The following is a 16,535-nucleotide window of genomic DNA, read 5'->3' on the forward strand; positions in this document are numbered from 1 at the left end:
GGGTGCCCGCTCGAAATCCTCCGTGAAGCCGCGTCGAGGCTCTCGGGCGCGGCCCCGGCCCCGTTGTCGGGGCCGGGCGGGCCGGTGCGATCATCTTCGGATGCGAGAGATCGACGAGTTGGCCGACGCGGACGATCCGGCCTGGCCCGGGCTTCAGGAGATCGTCGCCGCGTGTTCCGTTCCCGTGCAGGTGCTTCCCGCCGACTTCGACGAGGGGCGTCGGAGCCTCTTGCAGATGCAGGTCACCGCCCGGTCGATGCTCGGTGCTCTCGTGCTGAACACCGGCGGGCTGCTCCTGGACGACGGCTGGGTGCGAGTGTTCGGCGGAGGTTCGGCCGCCGACGGCGGTCTGCCGAGCCTGGGCCAGGTCAACGGGTTTCCCGCGGCCTTCGACCCCACGTGGCACCCCGCGGCCGGTCTTGTCGTGGGCCACGACGCCGTGGGCGGGGTCTTCGCGCTGAACGGCCATGATCCTGAGGGTTCCGGCCGCCCCGGGGCCCGGGCCAGATGACCTACTTCGCTCCCGACACCCTCGCGTGGGAGACGCTGGAGATGGGCCATTCCGTGTGGGTCTCCTGGCTGCTCTCGGACCGCCTGGAGACGTTCTACGACGGGCTGCGCTGGCCCGGTTGGCGGGAGGAGGCCGGGGCACTGGCCCTCTCGCAGGGAATCACCGTCTTTCCGTTCCTGTGGTCCAAGGAGGCCCACGCGGATCTCGCGGCCACGAGACGGCTGGCGGTGCCGATGCGCGAGGTCCTCGGCGTGGCGGCTGATTTCGCCAGGCAGGCGGGGCCTGTGGATCCCGGGTTCCTCGGCGATGTGTGAGGCCGTCGGCTCAGGACCGGGTCCGTGGCCGAAGTCCGACCCGTGACCGGTTTGTTCTCCTGAGCCGGCCCACGGCCTCACCGCCTCACCCGCGGGGACCGGTGACCTTGCGGGCGAGGTCGCTACCGGTCCGCGCGGACGCGCTCGCCGGCGTTCGGCGCCGGCGCCACCGCCAGGTGGTCGTGCTCGGCGTCCGGGTCCGTCAGCCGGTTCAGTCGCGCCGGTACGTCGAAGCCGACTAGCAGCACCACGATCACCGTGCCCGCGAACGTCAGTACCGCCAGTGCTCGGCCCAGGTCCATCCCGGAGGCGAGATGGGCCCCGAGCACCGGGGCGACCGCCCCGCCGAGGGCGCCCACGTTGTAAGTGAAGCCGAGCGCCGCACCCCGGTTCGCGGTCGGGAAGTGTCCGCCGATGTAGCGGGGGAGCAGCCCGGAGATGCCGAAGCTCGTCGCCTGGAGCAGGAAGAGCAGGATGCCGAGCAGCATCAGGTTGTTCTGCACCGCGAAGACCGGATAGACGAAGGCGAGCGAAGCCAGCAGCGTCAGCGCGTACGCCTTCTTCGTGCCGATCCAGTCGCCGAGGAAGCCCGCGACCCAGCAGCCCACCATGGTGCCGAAGCCCGCGAAGTACAGCACGTCGGTGACCTGGTCCGTGGTGTAGCCCAGCTCCGTCTTCAGATACGTGGGCAGCAGGGCCTGGATGGGCCACGAGTACAGGAACGCGAAGAACAGCGTGACGATCATCGACAGGTACAGCACCCAGCTGCGCTTCCCGCCCAGCTGGACGGCGAACGCGGCGAGCGAGAGACCGGCGATCACCGCGAGCACCGGCACCATGCCGGCCCCGCCCGGGGTGAAGACGAGGAACAGGGAGACCGTGGCGACCACGACGAGGACCATGTTGACGGTGGACCGAGCACGGGTCAGGAACAGCGGCCGGAACGGGTTGGGCTTGGCGCCCTTGTCCGCCACGGACTCCGTCCACTCCTCGGCCTCGGGCAGCGCACGCCGCATCCACAGCGCGATGGCGATCGGGATGAGCCCCAGGTAGAACATCCAGCGCCAGCCGAGCGAGGGCACCACCCAGTCGTAGACCTGGGCGGCGAGCACCGAGCCGACCGAGAAGCCGGAGATCAGGAAACCGCTGGCCCGGTTGCGCAGGGCGGCGGGCCAGCTCTCCATGACGTACGTGGAGCTGGCGCTGTACTCGCCGGCCATGCCCATGCCGATGGCCAGCCGGGCGGCGAACAGACTGGTGTAGTTCCACGCGAACCCGCACGCGAAGGTGCCCACCGAATACAGCAGGATGCTGAGCACCATGGAGAGCTTGCGGCCGTAGCGGTCGCCGATGGCGCCGAGTACGGCCCCGCCCAGCCAGCGGGTGATGAACGCACCGGAGATCAGGCTGGCCGCCTGCACCGTGCTCAGGCCGAACTCGTCACTGATCTCGGTCAGCACGAGGGTGATCAGCACGAAGTCGAAGCCGTCGAGTACATAGCCGATCCAGGCGGCGAAGAACGACTTCCACTGGGTGCGGCTCAGCTGGCGGTACCAGGGGAGCGTGGGGGGTGTGGTGGTCTGCACGGTGACTCCAGGGTGCGGGACGGTGCCCGGTCATTTGAACAGCCGTCCCGCGTGTTGGGACAGGTCAGGGCCGGGTGATGCCTGCCACGAAGCGGGCGGTCAGAGCCGTGGGAGCGGTGATGGCGGTGCCGACGACGACGCTGTGGGCGCCGAGTGCCAAGGCCTCGGCCGCTTCCTCGGGGGTGTTGATACGGCCTTCGGCGACGACCGGGACGTCGATCGCGGCGGAGAGCGCCGAGACCAGATCGAGATCGGGGCCGGTCTGCTTCGGCGTCCCGGGCACGTAGCCGGACAGGGTCGTGGAGACGAAGTCCGCCCCCAGAGCGGCCGCCGTGACGCCCTCGGCGAGGGTGGAGACATCGGCCATGACAAGGGCGCCTGCCGCGTGAACAGCCTCCACGAGCTCGGCGAACGTGGAGCCGTCGGGGCGCGGCCGGTCGGTGGCGTCCGCTGCGACGACGGCCGCGCCCGCCTCGGCCACCGCCAGGGCGTGCCGGACGGTCGGGGTGATGAACACCCCGACGTCGCCGTCCTTCCACAGACCGATGACCGGCAGGTCGACGGCGGCGGTGATCGCGGCGACGACCTCCGGATCGTTGGCCCGGATCGCGGCGCCGCCACCGGCGACCGCCGACAGCGCGAGCCGCACCAGGGTGGACGTCTCCCGCATCGGATCGCCGGGGGGCGCCTGGCAGGACACGATCAGCTTGCCCTGGAGGGAAGTGGCCAGTTCCTGTGCGGTCATCGGAGAGCTCCCGGGTGGTGGAGGGGAAGGGTGGTGGTGAGGGCGGCCGCGCCGAACACGGCCGCGTCGTGGCCGAACAGCGGAGCCTGCGGGACGAGCCGCCGCAGGGGCCTCATGAGCTCCCCGGCGAAGGCGGACCGCAGGGCGTCCTCGTACAGCGCGCCGATCCGCGGGACCCCGCCGCCGACGACGACCCGGTCGGGGCCGAACGCGTTGGCGAGCCCGCCGAGGACGTGACCGGCGGCGGCCGCGCCGGTGGTGATGGCGGTGACGGCATGGGCGTCGCCCTGCGCGGCGCGCGCGGCGACGGTCTCCAGCCGGTCCACGGGGGCGCCGGTCAGCCGCTCGTAGTGGGCGGCGATTCCGGGCCCGGAGGCGATGACCTCCAGGTGGCCGGCGGCGCCGCAGGTGCAGGGCAGGCCGGCCGCCTCGGGGCTGGGCAGATGGCCGATGTGCCCGGCGATTCCGGATGCGCCGTGCAGCATCCGCCCGTCGACGGCGATGGCGCCGCCGACACCGGTGCCGATGGCGGCGAAGAGCAGCGAGCCGTGGCCCTCGGTCTCCGCGTTCAGCGCGGCGAGCTCCGGTCCGGCCGTGGCGCGCACGTCGTTGTCGCAGGCCACCGCGTAACCGGTGCGGTTGGCCAGCCCGACGCCCAGCGGGGTGCCCGCCCAGCCGCGGATGGAGTCGGTGGCGCTGGTGACCATGCCGGTACGGGGATCGATCACCCCGGCCGCTGCGATGCCGAGCACCGTGGCGCTGCGGCCGGGGTCGACCTCGTCGGCGGCCGCGGCGAGCGCGTCGAGCACCGCGGCGGCGCCCTCCTGGGCCGGAGTGGGCCTGCTGTGCCGGGCCAGGACCGTGCCGTCCGCTCCGAAGAGCGCGGCCGCGATCTTCGTGCCGCCGAGGTCGAGGCCGACGACGGGCCCCCCGGCCGGTGCCGGCTGTGCCGAGGTGGTCATCGGACCGGCGGCAGACCGGCGTCGCGCAGCCGTCCGGAGACGAGCGCGACGGATTCGGCGGACAGCTGGATCTGCGGGAACGCGGTGTCGCCGCAGTCGATGATGCCGAGCAGCCGGAGCGCCGACTTGAACGAGCCGAGCGCCGAGGAGCTGCGGCCCATGTCGGCCTCGGGGCCGACGTCGACCATGGCGAACAGCTCGATCAGCCGCTCCTGCTCCTTGGCGGCCAGCGTCCAGTCACCGGCCCGTGCGGCCTCGTAGAGCCGTACGTAGGCCGCCGGGTCCACGTTGCCGATCCCGGGGACGACGCCGTCGGCGCCGGCGAGCAGGGCCGCGTCGACGGTCAGCTCGGAGCCGGTGAGGATGCTGAAGTCCGGCACCGGGCCGTCGGCGCGGCCCTCGCGGCCGCCGAGCTCGACGACGAGCCGGCGCAGCCCGCCCTCGTCGCCACTGCTGTCCTTGAGGCCGGCCAGGGTGCCGTCCTCGGCGAGCTCACGGACCAGCGCGGAGGAAAGCTTGCTGTGCACGGCGACCGGGATGTCGTACGCGAACAGCGGCAGGTCCACCTCGGCGCGCAGCCGGCGGAAGTGCCCGGCGATCTCCTTGGCGTGGGTACGGGTGTAGAACGGCGCGGTCGCAACCAGGGCGTCGGCGCCCAGGGCGGCGGCGGACTTGGCGTGCTCGATGACCCGCGCGGTGGTGGTGTCGATGACCCCGGCGAGGACCGGTACGCGGCCGTCGGTCGCGTTGACGACGGTCTCCAGGACCGTGGCGCGCTGTTCGTCGGTGAGGTAGGCGACCTCGCTGGTGGAGCCGAGCGCGAAGAGTCCGTGTACGCCCCCGCCGATGAGGTGCTCGACGAGGCGGACGAGCGACGTGGTGTCGACCTCCCCGCGGGAGTCGAGCGGGGTGCAGACCGGCGGGACGACGCCGTGCAGCGGTGCGGTCAGAGACATGGTGAGGACTCCAGCTGATCGGGACACCGATCCGCGGCCTGAGCGGCTACCCGGATCGAGACATGAGACGTAAGATGTCCTATGTCTGGCTCACCTTAATCAGATGCTCCTGGGAACGGTCAAGGGGCAACGGCACCTCAGGAGGATGTTGTGGCGCGGCCCACCATGGCTCAGGACATCGAGCGCTGGATCAAGGAACTGATTCTGGAGCGACGGCTCGCGCCTGGTGACGCGCTGCCCACGGAGACCGAGTTGATGGAGCTCTTCGGGGCCGGCCGGGTGTCGGTGCGCGAGGCGCTGAAATCGCTCCAGGCGGTCAATGTCGTGGAGATCCGCCGGGGTTACGGCACGTTCGTGGGCTCGCTCTCCCTGTCGCCGTTCGCCGAGGGGCTGGCCTTCCGCGCGGCCGTCCGCCACCGGCAGGGCGAGCCGGGGCTGGCCGAGCTGATGAAGGTGCGGGAGGCGCTGGAGGCGGGTCTTGTCGGGGCCGTCGCGGCCGGTGTCCCGGACGAGGACATCGAAGTGCTGCGGGCCCTGGTCGAGAAGATGGAGGAGGAGGCCCGCACGGGCCGGGTGGCACGCTCCACCGACCGGGCGTTCCACCTCGCGCTCTACGCCTCGCTGGACAACCACCTGCTCAGCGAGGTGCTCGACGCCTTCTGGGCCGCGATGGACCGGGTGCGCGAGGACTTCGACGACGGCCACCAAGACCCCTGGGTCACCTGCGCCCAGCACAGCGAGATCGTCAAGGCCGTGGCGGCGGCCGACGGCCTGCGCGCGGTGAGGGCGATGCGCACCCACTTCGACGGCATCCGCACCCGGCTGGAGGCCTCCCCGGTCCGGTAGCCACGGTGTCGTGCCGGGTGCAGGCCGGGCTCTTGCCGCTCCGGCGTCGTCCCGGTGTTCGCGGTGAGGGCGATGCGCACCCGTTTCGACGGCATCCGCACATGGCTGGAAGTCTTCCCGGTCCAGTGGCCACGGTGTCGTGCCCGGCACCGGCCGTGTTCTCCCCGGTCCGGTAGCCACCGTGTCGTGCCGGGTGCAGGCCGTGTTCTCACCGCTCCGGTAGTCACGGTGTCGTGCCCGGCACCGGCCGGGCTCTCACCGCTCCGGCGTCGTCCCGGTGATCGCGGTGACGGCCATGCGTACCGCCCGGTCCGTCACCGCGACCGGGTCGTCGCCGTTCTCGATCGCCGTCGTGGCCGCGTTGACGATTCCCTGCAGAAGCAGCGCGGTGCGCCGCGGATCCTCCTCGCCCAGCTCCGTCAGTGCGCCGATCAGCGGGGTCAGCAGCTCCCGGTGGGCGCGCACCGCGCTCTCCCGCACCACCGCCGCGTCCCGGACCCCGGCCAGCGCCTGGGCGATCCGGTGTTCCCCGCCGCGCACCAGGTCCAGCTGCGAGGACACGTAGGCCGCGATCTTCTCCTCGGGCGTACCGACCGCCGACATGCCGGCCCGGATGGCGTCCGTCCAGCGGGGCATCGCGTCCTCGACGACCGCGGCGAGCAGCTCGGGCCTGCCGGGGAAGTACTTGTACACGCTGTTGCGGGCGAGGCCCGTCGCCTTGGCGATCGCGGTGAAGGTCACGGCGTCGGCGTCACCGCTCTCCAGCAGTTCGCGTGCCGCCCGCACCAGGGCCAGTCGCTGCTGGGCGTGGTGCTCGGCGACCGTGGCGGCTCTGATCCTGGGCACCGGCCCAGTCTAGAAGCCCGGGCGGCCATGACGACCCCCACTTGGGGACGCGGCGTCCCCATCATCTATGTTGGCGACACACCGTCCCTAACATCGACCCACCGAAGGGAACCGCCGTGTTCCTCGCTCTGCTGGAGCTGCGCGCCGCCCGAGGGCGCTTCCTGCTCATGGGATCCGTCGTGGTGCTCGTCGCCGCACTCGTCGGCATCGTCTCCGGCTTCACCACCGGTCTGGGCGACGACACGATCTCCGCGCTGCGCCGCCTGCCCGCCTCGCAGCTGGTCTTCTCCTCGGACGCCCGGTCCGACCAGTTCGCCCGTAGTCTCCTCGACGAGAAGACCGCCGCCGCCTGGAGTGCGGACGCGGACACGGAGACGACTCCGCTGGGGGTCTCCATCACCCGCGGCACGACGAATCGTGGCGCCGAGGTCGATCTCGCCGCCTTCGGCGTCGAACCCGGCTCCTTCCTGGCACCCCCGGTCACCGAGGGCGACGGCCTCTCCGGTGCGGCGGCGGACAGCATGGTGATGTCCGCCAAGCTCGCAGACGAGGGCGTGCGTGTCGGCGACACCCTCGTCATCGACCGGCTCGGCATCGAACTGCGCGTCGTCGGGCGGACCGAGCGCTCCAGTTACGGGCATGTGCCCGTCGCCTACGTCCCGTTGAAGACCTGGCAGCGCATCCGCTTCAGCACCCCGGGCGCTCCGGCCTCCCGGACCACCGCGATCCCCGGCCAGTTCAGCGCCCTCGCCCTGCGTACCCCGCCGGACGGGACCTCCACCGCCGACCTCGACGCGCGGTACTCCACCACCACGCTCAGCAAGGAGAAGGCGTACGAGGCGGCTCCCGGCTACACCGGGGAGCGCGTCACCATGAACTCGATCCAGGTCTTCCTCTACCTGATCGCCCCGCTCGTGGTCGGCGCCTTCTTCGCCGTGTGGACCGTGCAACGGCAGCCCGAACTCGCCCTGCTGCGCGCCATGGGCGCCTCCCGCAGAAGGCTCCTCACCCACACCGTCCTCCAGGCGGCCCTGGTCGTCGTCCTGGGCACCGCGGCGGGCGCCGCGCTCGCCGGAGCGGTCGGGCTCCTGGTCGGCGAACAGGTGCCGTTCAGCCTGCCCGCCACGACCCTCACCGCCACCATGTGCACCGTCGCGGCCGTGGGCCTCGCGGGCACCGCCCTGACTCTGCGCCGGGTCACCCGAGCCGACCCGCTGACCATGCTGGGAGCCAACCGATGAGCCTCGAACTGACCGGAGTCACCGTCACGTTCGGCCGTACCGACGCCCGTACCACCGTCTTCGACGGGCTCGACGTCACCTTCGAGCCCGGCCGGATGACGGCTCTCGTCGGCCCGTCCGGCTCAGGCAAGTCCACGCTGCTCGCCGTCGCGGGCGCACTCTTGCGGCCCACCTCCGGGCAGGTCCTGCTGGACGGTGAGGACCTCGCCGGGCTCACCGACGCCCGACGCGCCAAGGCACGCCGGGAACGGATCGGCTACATGTTCCAGAGCGGCAACCTGCTCTCCGGCCTCACCGCCACCGATCAGCTGCTCGCCGCCGTGTACATCAGCGGCGAACGCCCGCGCGCACATCGCTCCCGCGCCGAGGAGGCCCTGACCCGGGTCGGGCTCGGCCACCGGCTCCGCCACCGCCCCGAACAGCTCTCCGGCGGCGAACGCCAGCGGGTGGCCCTGGCCCGTGCGCTCTTCCTCTCGCCGAAGCTGCTGCTGATCGACGAGCCGACGGCGGCCGTCGACCGCTCCCAGGCCGGTGACCTGGCCATGCTCCTCGCCGAACGGGCTCACCAGGACAACTGCGTCACGGTCGTGGCGACACACGACCCGGCCGTGGCGGAGGCCGCCGACCGGGTCGTGGACATGGCCGCACTGACCGCCGACGCGGCCCCGGCCGGCCGCTGAGACGCTCCCTCACGTCAGTCCCGCTGGACGTCGCTGTACAGATAGCTGTCGGCGCCGTTCAGCGTGGCGCGGCTCCATGCCGCCACCTCCGCAGCGCCCATCGCCGCCCAGTCCGGGGTCCGTTCGACCATGGCGTGCCCCAGCCTGCGGCCCAGGGCGACCAGGCGGGCCCCCTCGCCCGACCGCTCGTCCGCGTACCGGCGCAGTGCCTCGGCAGCGGACGACGACGCACGCAGCACCCGCTCCAGGCAGAGCGCGTCCTGCAGCGCCTTGGTCGCGCCGCTCGCGGTGTGCGGCCGGGTGATGCTCGCCGCGTCGCCCGCCAGCAGGAACGGCGGTTCCGCGACCCGGGGCACATGGAAGTCGGCGACGTCGTGGCAGGCCAGGGAGGTGTGCGCACCCCGGCCGACGATCTCGGCCCAGTCCGCCGGGAAGTGCTCCTCGGCCACGTGCCGCACGTACTCCTCGCGCCCGGCGCCCCACGACGGCGGGGGAGGGGGACCGTAGATGGCGTAGGCAAGCAGCCGGGACCCCTCGAGAGGGCCCGGGATCAGGTAGAACACGCCGTGTCCACCACGGAATCCCAGCATGAGCCAGGCAGTTCGCACCAGTTCCAGCTGATGCGGGTGTCCGGCGAGCGCGTCGAGCGGCAGCGTGCCGCGCCACACCACGTATCCCGCGGGAACCGGCTGGACCTCCGGGGCGACGGCCGTGCGGGTGACGGACCGCGGGCCGTCCGCGCCGACGACGATGTCGTACCACTCCTCCGAGTCCGCCGTACGGATCACGGCGCCGCCCGAGGCATGACGCAGCACCTCGGTGACGGGCCGGCCCCGGTGGTAGGTGACGCCGTCGGCGTTCGCACGCAGCGCGCGCCAGAGCAGTCCCCAGTGACAGGGTGTCACCGCGCCTTCCTGTCTGGCCAGTTCACGTGCGGTGGGCCGCCCCCGTTCCCGGGTGAGCCAGACCCGCGAGCGCACCGGGGCCGTCGGCATGCCGGGGTCCAGATAGCCTGCCGCGACCAGTTCCGCGTGGAGCGGCGGCGGGACGACGATGCCGAACCCCCGGTCCTCCAGCGCCCCGTCGCTGCGCTCGTACACCGTGACCTCGGCCCCTGCCCTGGCCCCCGCGATCGCAGCCGCACAGCCTGCGACGCTCCCGCCGACCACTCCGATGCGTAATCGGGCTCCTGCCACTTCCGCCACCGCCTTCTCCGGTTGCTCCGAGACCTGCGTGTGGCGCCCATTGAACGGGGTGGCGGCAACCTGCGTCCAACCGCTCCGTGGCGGCTGGACGCAGGGCCTTCGTTCGGGCTAAGGCGTGACGGTCACCGTCGCACTGCCCGACGCCTGCTTCCCGTCCGCCCGGTAGGTGGCGGTGAGCGTGGCGTTCCCCGACGCGCCCGCGGGCACGGTGACCGGGACCTTGACGTTGGCTCCCTCACCGGGCCTCGTCGCGGGGAACGCGGTCTGCTTGGCCGTCCAGCCGCTCGGCACGGCCAGGTCGATGGTGCCCGCGCTGCGGGTGACGTCCATCCGGTTGACGACCCGGACCGTCACCTGGGCGCTCGTGCCCGCCTTGAGGGTCGCAGGAGGAGTGATCGTGATGTCGGCACAGGTGCCGCCGAGCCACTTCAGGTCGAACGAGTCGTACGTGATGTGCTCGGCGTTGCCCCGCTCGTACAGGAGCCCGAGCCGGCCGTCCGGCAGCCGGGTCAGCGTCGAGTAGGCCGCGGCGCCCGAGTCGACGACCTTCTTGATCGGCCAGGTCTTCCCGTTGTCACAGGACATCTTGACCGTGAGGTTGCGCCGTGACGTGGCCTCGGTGTTGCTGAACAACAGCCAGGAGGACTGCGGGTCGGAGGCCGCGGCGTCGGGGGCGTAGCGCATGACCGAGGCGTTGTTCGCCGGGTCGGGGAGCTCGGTGTCCTGGACGAACGGGGTGTAGGTGACACCGCCGTCCGAGGAGTACGCGATCGTCCGGTACGGCGCCGAGCGGTTGTTGAGCATGATGGTGCCGTCGTTCAGCTCGACGGTCTTGTTCTCGTCGCCGCCGGGGCCGACCGGCGTGCCCGTCCTCCAGGTCTCGCCGTGGTCGTCGCTGTACGCGCTGACCGCGTAGTTGGCCCCGTTGTTGCGGATGGCGTACTGCTGGATCAGCCGGCCCTTGTGCGGGCCGTTGCGCAGCTGGATGCCCTCACCGGACGCCGCGAACATGCCGCCCCAGGCCGGGTTCTTGATCTGCTTGGTGATCCGGCGGTGGGTCCAGGTCAGGCCGTCGTCGTCCGAGTAGCTGTAGTCGGCCTGCAGGACGTTCGGGTCGGTCTCGTCGTTGCCGGTGGCCGAGCCGAAGAAGCCCTGGTTCACTCCGGCCGCGTAGAACAGGAAGATCCGGCCCGTGGTGCGGTCGACGATCAGGCTCGGGTCCCCGTAGCCGTTGGGCGCGGCGTCGGCGCGGACCACCTGCTGTGCCTGCCAGGTCGTGCCGCCGTCGGTGCTGCGCCGCAGTACGACGCTGATGTTGGAGGGCAGGTCGCCCAGCGTGGGACGGGCGTCGTAGGCGGCCAGCAGAGTGCCCTTGACCGAGGTGGTCAGGGCCGGGATGCGGTAGTGCGGGGAGCCGACCCCGTCGACCGTCAGGTCCTGGGAGGTGAGCGTGCCGGGCGCGGGAGCCGCGGCCTGGGCGGTGCCGGTCGTGGTGACCACCAGCAGGGCGGCACCGAGCAGGGCGAACGGGACTGTTCTCTGCATGGACGATCTCTCTTCTCGGAAGGGGTGGGGCTTCTCGAAGGGTGGGAGATTGGGGGTGCGCCGGGGCTACGGGATGTTCAGGGTGCAGACCCGGCTGCCCGTGTCGAAGATCCGCAGTTCCTTGATCATCTTCAGGACGATGTGGTGATGACCCCGCTCGTTGGGGTGGAGCCCGTCATTGAGCAGGGGCAGGGGGACCTGGCCGCCGTTGCCGCTCAGCCAGTCGTTGTAGTGGTCTACGAAGACGGCGCTCTCCTGCGCCGCGACCTCGCCCATGACCTGCGCGTACTGCGAAAGGTTCACCCGGCCCGGCCACTTCGCCGGATCGACGGGGTTGGGCGACTGGAGCAGCGGTACGGGGGAGCCGGGCAGGGCCCGCACGGAGCGGACGAGCGAGACCAGGTTGGCCCGGTAGGTGTCGAGGCCGAGGCCGGACGTCGCGATGTCGTTCGTACCGATCATGACCGAGACGACGTGCGGCGAGAAGGCGGTGACCCGCTCGCCGAACTGTGCGACGAGTTCGGCGCTGGTGGCGCCGCTCACCCCGGAATCGATCACGAAGTCGCGGTTCTTCGGCTTGCCCAGTTCCCAGCGGACCCGTTCCGTCCAGTGCTCCGGGTAGCTGCGCCAGCCGTTGGTGTGCAGTGCGCCGTGCGTGATGCTGTCACCCGTGATGACCCAGGTGGCCGGGGTGTTGCTGTTGAGGATCGTGGAGATCCGGCCCAGGTCGGCGAGATCGGGGCGGGGGCTCTGCGCGACCAGTTCGGTCTCGCTCAGCACCCGGTCCCAGACGGCGGCCCGCTCGATGGTGCCGGTGCAGAACCACTCGCCCCCGGGGTGGTCGCTGTCGGTGTTGCGCCCCAGCGCGAGAGCGGTCGGCTTGGAGACGTTCCCGAAGAAGGCGTGCTGGGACGTCTCGAAGACCGTGCGCCCGCCTGCGTGCAGCTTGGTGCCCGAGGCGTCGACCGTGACGGCGACGGTGTGGCGCAGCCCGTCGTCGTAACGTGTCCGGGTCATGACATTAATGAGCACCGCGCCCTTCTCGCGTACGGAGAACTGAAGGGCGCCGCCGCTCAGATTGAGCGTGATGTTGGAGGAGGGGGCGGTCGGGTCCGAGGCGCTGATCAGCGTCATCGCCTGGTTGTGGCTGGTGGTGCGGAAGGTGACGACGATGGTTCCCGCGGTGAGCGGGGCGAGTACGCCGGCCTGGTTCGACAGGTCGACGTACTCGCTGCCGTCCAGGTCCACGGGGGTGTCGTGGTCCAGGATCGGGCCGCTGCTCGAAGCGGCGGCGAAGGCGCGGCCGCCGAGCTGGGTGCTCAGGGCTGCCGCGCCTGCGGCGAAAAGCATGGAACGTCTGCGCACGGAAGGTGCCTCCGGTCAGGAGCGGCCGGCCTGCCCCGACGGCAGGCCTGCGAACAGGGAGCGCACCCAGACGAGTTGTTCCCGCTGCTGGTACTCCGCGCCGCCCTCGTGCCCGTTGAACTCGTAGACCCGTACGTCCTTGGGTCCGGCGTAGCCGTTGTAGGCGGTGAAGCAGGTGGAGGGCGGGCAGATGTCGTCCATCATCGCGATGGAGAACAGTGCGGGGGCCGTGGCCCGGGTGGCGAGCAGTGCGGCATCGAAGTACGACAGCGTGGCGAAGACGGACTCCGTGCGGTCGCGGTGGAGCTTGAGGTATTCGGCGATCTCGGTGAACGGCGGGCGGCCCGCAATCTCCGCCCCACGACGGAAGTTGCAGAGGAACGGCACATCCGGCATCACCCCGGCCAGCCCCGGGATCAGCCCCGAGACGGCCAGCGCGATTCCGCCGCCCTGGCTGACCCCGGTCACCACGATCCGGTCCGGATCGATCTCGGGCCGGCTGCGCACCGCGTCGACGCAGCGCACCGCGTCGGTGAACAGCCGCCGGTAGTAGTACGTTTCGGGGCTCTCGATGCCCCGGGTGAGGAAGCCGGGTACGACTCCGGCCGCACCGCCGTCCGGATCGGCGGTGTCACCGCCCGCGGCCGACCAGCCCTGGCCGCGCGTGTCCATCAGCAGGTGCGCGTAACCGGCCGAGGCCCACAGCAGGTTCTCGTGCGCCAGTCCCCGCCCGCGGCCGTACCCCAGGAACTCCACGACGCAGCCGAGCGGTTCGTCCGCCCCGGCCGGCATCCGCAGCCAGCCGCGCACCGGCTGTCCGGCGAAGCCGGGAACCGTCACGTCGTACGTACGGACCTGGGTGAGCCCGGTCTCCACCGCCGTGAACACCGGCTTGTCCGTCACGCAGGACCTGGCCTCGTCCAGGGTCCGCGACCAGAAGGCGTCGAAGTCCGCAGGGACGGGAAGCGTCGGCCGGTAGTCGCGGCAGTCCGCGAGCGAGAGGTCCGTGAACGGCATGGAGGTGCCCTCCTGGGGGCGCGGCGGGGAATGCCATGTGCGAGGTGTTGCACCGGTCATCAGACGGATGACGTCAGATGTCCTGTCGGCACACGGACCCTAGGCACCCGCTGCGGGGGCCGTCAAGGGCCCCCGGGACGGTTCCGTCGGTCCGGGGGCCCAGGCGGGCGGCTCAGCGCCGGGCGCGGGCCTCGGAGATGCGGCGCCGGACGGGGGCGTAGTGCTCGCCGAGCGCCTTGATGAACCCGGTGATGTCGCCGGCCCTGGCGGCGTCCACGATGTTCTGGTGGGCGGCGATCGTCTCCGTCTCGTCGCTGTGCGTGAAGCCGTCCAGGTGCGGTGCGACGATCGCGTACACGTCCCAGAACGCCATCGAGAGCTGCCCGATCAGATCGTTGCCGAGCGGGGCGACGAGCAGGGCGTGGAAGGCGCGGTCGGCGGCGACGAAGCCGTTCCCGTCCTGGGCCCCGGTCGCGCGCATGGTGGCCACCAGGCCGTCCAGGGTGTCCAGCTGCTCAGGGGTGAGCAGCGAGACGATCCGGTCGGCCCGCCCGCGCTCGAAGAGCTCGCGCACGTCGACCAGGTCGGACATCACCTGGAAGTCGTCGTCGGGCGAGAGCAGTCCGCGGAAGGTGAGGCTCTCCACCAGCGCGGAGAGGCTCAGCCGGCCGACGTAGGTGCCGTGCCCGTGACGGACCTCGACGATGTCCAGTGCGTTGAGGATCTTGACGGCCTCGCGGACGCTGGAGCGGCTGGCGCCGAGGGCCTCGCACAGGGCGGGCTCGGTGGGCAGCGGGTCCCCGGGACGAAGCCTCTCCTCGAGGATGTACCGCTTGATGCCGTCGACGACTTCCTGCCGGAGCAGCTGCCGGCCGGGCCTCGTTCCGGACATATGTGAACTCCCCACCTCTTGACCCCTCTCGATTGTCAAGCTACGTTCCCACGCTATCAAGGCATCAGACATCTGACGTCTGATGCTTCAGGTGCCGCGGTCCCCGTGAGCCTGTGCCAGACCCCTGTTTTCTGCCCCTGACGCCCTACCTCAAGTCCCTGGAGGACCCGTGCCCGAGCTGAGATCAGCCGGTGTCGAGCGCCGCACCTTCCTGCGTTACACCAGTGCCGTTGGTGCCGCGGCCGCCATCACGGCGGGCCTTTCCGCCTGCGGTGGTCCGTCCTCGACCGCCAACGGCTCGACGGACAAGGGCAGCGGCAGCGACCTCATCGAGGCCGGTCTGTCCTACCCGCTGTCGACCGGCTTCGACCCGATGATCACCTCGGGCGCGACCCCGTACGCCGCCAATATGCACATCTTCGAGGGGTTGGTGGATCTCGATCCGGCAACACTCGTGGCACGGCCCGCACTCGCCACCGAGATGCCGAAGAAGATCAACGCCACCACGTACCGCGCCACGCTCCGCAAGGGCGCGACCTTCCACGACGGATCGGCCGTCACCGCCGACGACGTCGTGTTCAGCTTCGAACGCATCCTGGACCCGAAGAACGCCTCGCTGATGGCGCAGTTCGTGCCCTTCATCGACACCGTCAAGGCCGTCGACGCCTCCACGGTCGAGTTCAAGCTCAAGTACCCCTTCGCGCTCTTCCAGTCCCGCATCGCCGTGGCGCGGATCGTGCCGAAGAAGATCGTCGAGGCGGACGTCAAGGGATTCGACGCCAAGCCCGTCGGCTCCGGGCCGTACAAGTTCGTCTCGGCGACCCGCGAGGACAAGATCGTCTTCGAGAAGTACGAGAAGTACAACGGCACGCACCCCGCCAAGGCCAAGAAGATGGTCTGGCGCCTGATATCGGACCAGTCGGCCCGGGTCAGCGCCATGCAGTCCGGCCGGGTCCAGGCCATCGAGGACGTCCCGTACATCGATGTGAAGGGGCTCTCCGCCTCGGCGAAGACCGAGTCCGTGCAGTCCTTCGGCCTGCTCTTCCTGATGTTCAACACCGCCGACAAGCGGTTCGCCGACAAGCGGGTCCGCCAGGCCCTGCACTACGCGCTGGACACCGAGAAGATCATCAAGACGGCCATGGTCGGCAACGCGACGGCCGCCACGGGATACGTCCCCACCACGCACCCCGACTACCACAAGGCCTCCACCGTCTACACGCACGACGTGGCCAAGGCGAAGAAGCTGCTCGCCGAAGCCGGGGTGAAGGACCTCAAGTTCACCGTCCTGACCACCGACACCGGCTGGGTCAAGGACATCGCCCCGCTGATCAAGGAGAGCTGGGCAGCGGCCGGCATCGAGGCCACCCTCGGCATCGCCCAGTCCGCCGCCCAGTACGCCAAGGTCGACAGCGGTGACTTCGAGGTCCTCGTCGCACCCGGTGACCCCTCGGTCTTCGGCAACGACGCGGACCTGCTGCTGCGCTGGTTCTACTACGGCTTCTGGCCGGAGAACCGCTACGGCTGGTCCAAGACCACCGAGTACAAGAAGGTCAAGCAGCTCCTCGACAAGGCCGCCCAGGCCGGCGACGAGGCCACCCGCAAGCAGCTGTGGGGCCAGATCACCGACGTCGTCGCCGACGAGGTGCCGCTCTACCCGATCCTCCACCGCAAGCTGCCCACCGCCTGGAACGAGAAGGGCCTGACCGGCTTCAAGCCGCTGCCGACCACCGGCCTGTCCTTCCTGGACGTCAGCCCCGCCTGACCGGCGATCCCCGCCGGGCCGTACGGCAGTCCCCGCACAGACCGCCGTACGGCCGGGCA

Annotated in this window: 16 protein-coding genes; 6 read left to right on the plus strand and 10 right to left on the minus strand. The window is 71.0% G+C overall.

Translation table 11 applies throughout. The features are described from left to right. Positions 1–100: 100 nt before the first annotated feature. Entirely contained in the window at positions 101–511 is a 411-nt protein-coding gene (locus ABT025_RS19490) for a DUF2625 family protein (protein WP_350995595.1), read from the plus strand. Beyond that, positions 508–825, plus strand: coding sequence for a DUF2625 family protein (locus ABT025_RS19495; protein ID WP_350995597.1), 318 nt, complete (start codon positions 508–510; stop codon positions 823–825). Before ABT025_RS19490 ends, ABT025_RS19495 begins: the two co-directional genes overlap by 4 nt. 122 nt (positions 826–947) lie before the next feature. Here the strand turns inward: ABT025_RS19495 and ABT025_RS19500 are convergent, their stop codons facing one another. The 4 genes from ABT025_RS19500 to ABT025_RS19515 form a co-directional block, all read right to left on the minus strand. Beyond that, positions 948–2,411 (minus strand): sialate:H+ symport family MFS transporter, encoded by a 1,464-nt coding sequence (locus ABT025_RS19500; RefSeq protein WP_350995599.1) that lies wholly within the window; start codon positions 2,409–2,411, stop codon positions 948–950. A 64-nt stretch (positions 2,412–2,475) separates the two neighbouring features. Then, positions 2,476–3,156 carry an N-acetylmannosamine-6-phosphate 2-epimerase gene (locus ABT025_RS19505; RefSeq protein WP_350995601.1) on the minus strand — a complete coding sequence of 227 codons (681 nt, stop codon included), beginning with the start codon at positions 3,154–3,156 and terminating at the stop codon, positions 2,476–2,478. Continuing rightward, the gene (locus ABT025_RS19510; RefSeq protein WP_350995603.1) at positions 3,153–4,118 is read right to left on the minus strand and encodes an ROK family protein; all 966 of its coding nucleotides are present in this window, start codon (positions 4,116–4,118) and stop codon (positions 3,153–3,155) included. The genes ABT025_RS19505 and ABT025_RS19510 overlap by 4 nt, the downstream gene beginning before the upstream one ends. Further along, positions 4,115–5,074 carry a dihydrodipicolinate synthase family protein gene (locus ABT025_RS19515; RefSeq protein WP_350995605.1) on the minus strand — a complete coding sequence of 320 codons (960 nt, stop codon included), beginning with the start codon at positions 5,072–5,074 and terminating at the stop codon, positions 4,115–4,117. The genes ABT025_RS19510 and ABT025_RS19515 overlap by 4 nt, the downstream gene beginning before the upstream one ends. A gap of 150 nt (positions 5,075–5,224) precedes the next feature. On the opposite strand from ABT025_RS19515, the gene ABT025_RS19520 reads away from it, so the two are divergent. Beyond that, entirely contained in the window at positions 5,225–5,920 is a 696-nt protein-coding gene (locus tag ABT025_RS19520) for a FadR/GntR family transcriptional regulator (protein WP_350995607.1), read from the plus strand. Positions 5,921–6,175: 255 nt separating this feature from the next. Here ABT025_RS19520 and ABT025_RS19525 read toward each other — a convergent pair whose 3' ends face one another. Beyond that, entirely contained in the window at positions 6,176–6,766 is a 591-nt protein-coding gene (locus ABT025_RS19525) for a TetR/AcrR family transcriptional regulator (RefSeq protein ID WP_350995609.1), read from the minus strand. Between the two features lie 116 nt (positions 6,767–6,882). On the opposite strand from ABT025_RS19525, the gene ABT025_RS19530 reads away from it, so the two are divergent. Next, a complete protein-coding gene (locus ABT025_RS19530) occupies positions 6,883–8,007 on the plus strand; it encodes an ABC transporter permease (RefSeq protein WP_350995611.1) in 1,125 nt (374 codons plus the stop codon). Further along, positions 8,004–8,687 (plus strand): ABC transporter ATP-binding protein, encoded by a 684-nt coding sequence (locus ABT025_RS19535; protein ID WP_350995613.1) that lies wholly within the window; start codon positions 8,004–8,006, stop codon positions 8,685–8,687. The genes ABT025_RS19530 and ABT025_RS19535 overlap by 4 nt, the downstream gene beginning before the upstream one ends. Before the next feature lie 14 nt (positions 8,688–8,701). Here ABT025_RS19535 and ABT025_RS19540 read toward each other — a convergent pair whose 3' ends face one another. From ABT025_RS19540 to ABT025_RS19560, 5 genes are all read right to left on the minus strand, one after another. Next, entirely contained in the window at positions 8,702–9,892 is a 1,191-nt protein-coding gene (locus ABT025_RS19540) for an FAD-dependent monooxygenase (protein ID WP_350995615.1), read from the minus strand. A 108-nt stretch (positions 9,893–10,000) separates the two neighbouring features. Further along, positions 10,001–11,437, minus strand: coding sequence for an exo-alpha-sialidase (locus tag ABT025_RS19545; protein ID WP_350995617.1), 1,437 nt, complete (start codon positions 11,435–11,437; stop codon positions 10,001–10,003). Positions 11,438–11,503: 66 nt separating this feature from the next. Beyond that, positions 11,504–12,787, minus strand: coding sequence for a GDSL-type esterase/lipase family protein (locus tag ABT025_RS19550; RefSeq protein WP_350995619.1), 1,284 nt, complete (start codon positions 12,785–12,787; stop codon positions 11,504–11,506). A gap of 30 nt (positions 12,788–12,817) precedes the next feature. Further along, positions 12,818–13,819, minus strand: coding sequence for an acetylxylan esterase (locus ABT025_RS19555; protein ID WP_350995621.1), 1,002 nt, complete (start codon positions 13,817–13,819; stop codon positions 12,818–12,820). 172 nt (positions 13,820–13,991) lie between these two features. Beyond that, entirely contained in the window at positions 13,992–14,711 is a 720-nt protein-coding gene (locus tag ABT025_RS19560; RefSeq protein WP_327708209.1) for a FadR/GntR family transcriptional regulator, read from the minus strand. A gap of 169 nt (positions 14,712–14,880) precedes the next feature. Between ABT025_RS19560 and ABT025_RS19565 the strand changes: the two genes are divergently transcribed. Then, positions 14,881–16,476, plus strand: a complete 1,596-nt coding sequence (locus tag ABT025_RS19565; RefSeq protein WP_350995629.1) for an ABC transporter substrate-binding protein — start codon at positions 14,881–14,883, stop codon at positions 16,474–16,476. Positions 16,477–16,535: the final 59 nt, after the last annotated feature.

The sequence above is a fragment of the Streptomyces sp. NPDC002809 genome (assembly GCF_040295435.1).
Taxonomy (GTDB): domain Bacteria; phylum Actinomycetota; class Actinomycetes; order Streptomycetales; family Streptomycetaceae; genus Streptomyces.

Coding starts and splice junctions, on each gene's coding strand:
- ABT025_RS19535 (WP_350995613.1), top strand. CDS start 8,004: ATGAGCCTCGAACTGACCGGAGTCACCGTCACGTTCGGCCGTACCGAC.
- ABT025_RS19550 (WP_350995619.1), bottom strand. CDS start 12,787: ATGCTTTTCGCCGCAGGCGCGGCAGCCCTGAGCACCCAGCTCGGCGGC.
- ABT025_RS19545 (WP_350995617.1), bottom strand. CDS start 11,437: ATGCAGAGAACAGTCCCGTTCGCCCTGCTCGGTGCCGCCCTGCTGGTG.
- ABT025_RS19515 (WP_350995605.1), bottom strand. CDS start 5,074: ATGTCTCTGACCGCACCGCTGCACGGCGTCGTCCCGCCGGTCTGCACC.
- ABT025_RS19495 (WP_350995597.1), top strand. CDS start 508: ATGACCTACTTCGCTCCCGACACCCTCGCGTGGGAGACGCTGGAGATG.
- ABT025_RS19555 (WP_350995621.1), bottom strand. CDS start 13,819: ATGCCGTTCACGGACCTCTCGCTCGCGGACTGCCGCGACTACCGGCCG.
- ABT025_RS19560 (WP_327708209.1), bottom strand. CDS start 14,711: ATGTCCGGAACGAGGCCCGGCCGGCAGCTGCTCCGGCAGGAAGTCGTC.
- ABT025_RS19505 (WP_350995601.1), bottom strand. CDS start 3,156: ATGACCGCACAGGAACTGGCCACTTCCCTCCAGGGCAAGCTGATCGTG.
- ABT025_RS19510 (WP_350995603.1), bottom strand. CDS start 4,118: ATGACCACCTCGGCACAGCCGGCACCGGCCGGGGGGCCCGTCGTCGGC.
- ABT025_RS19490 (WP_350995595.1), top strand. CDS start 101: ATGCGAGAGATCGACGAGTTGGCCGACGCGGACGATCCGGCCTGGCCC.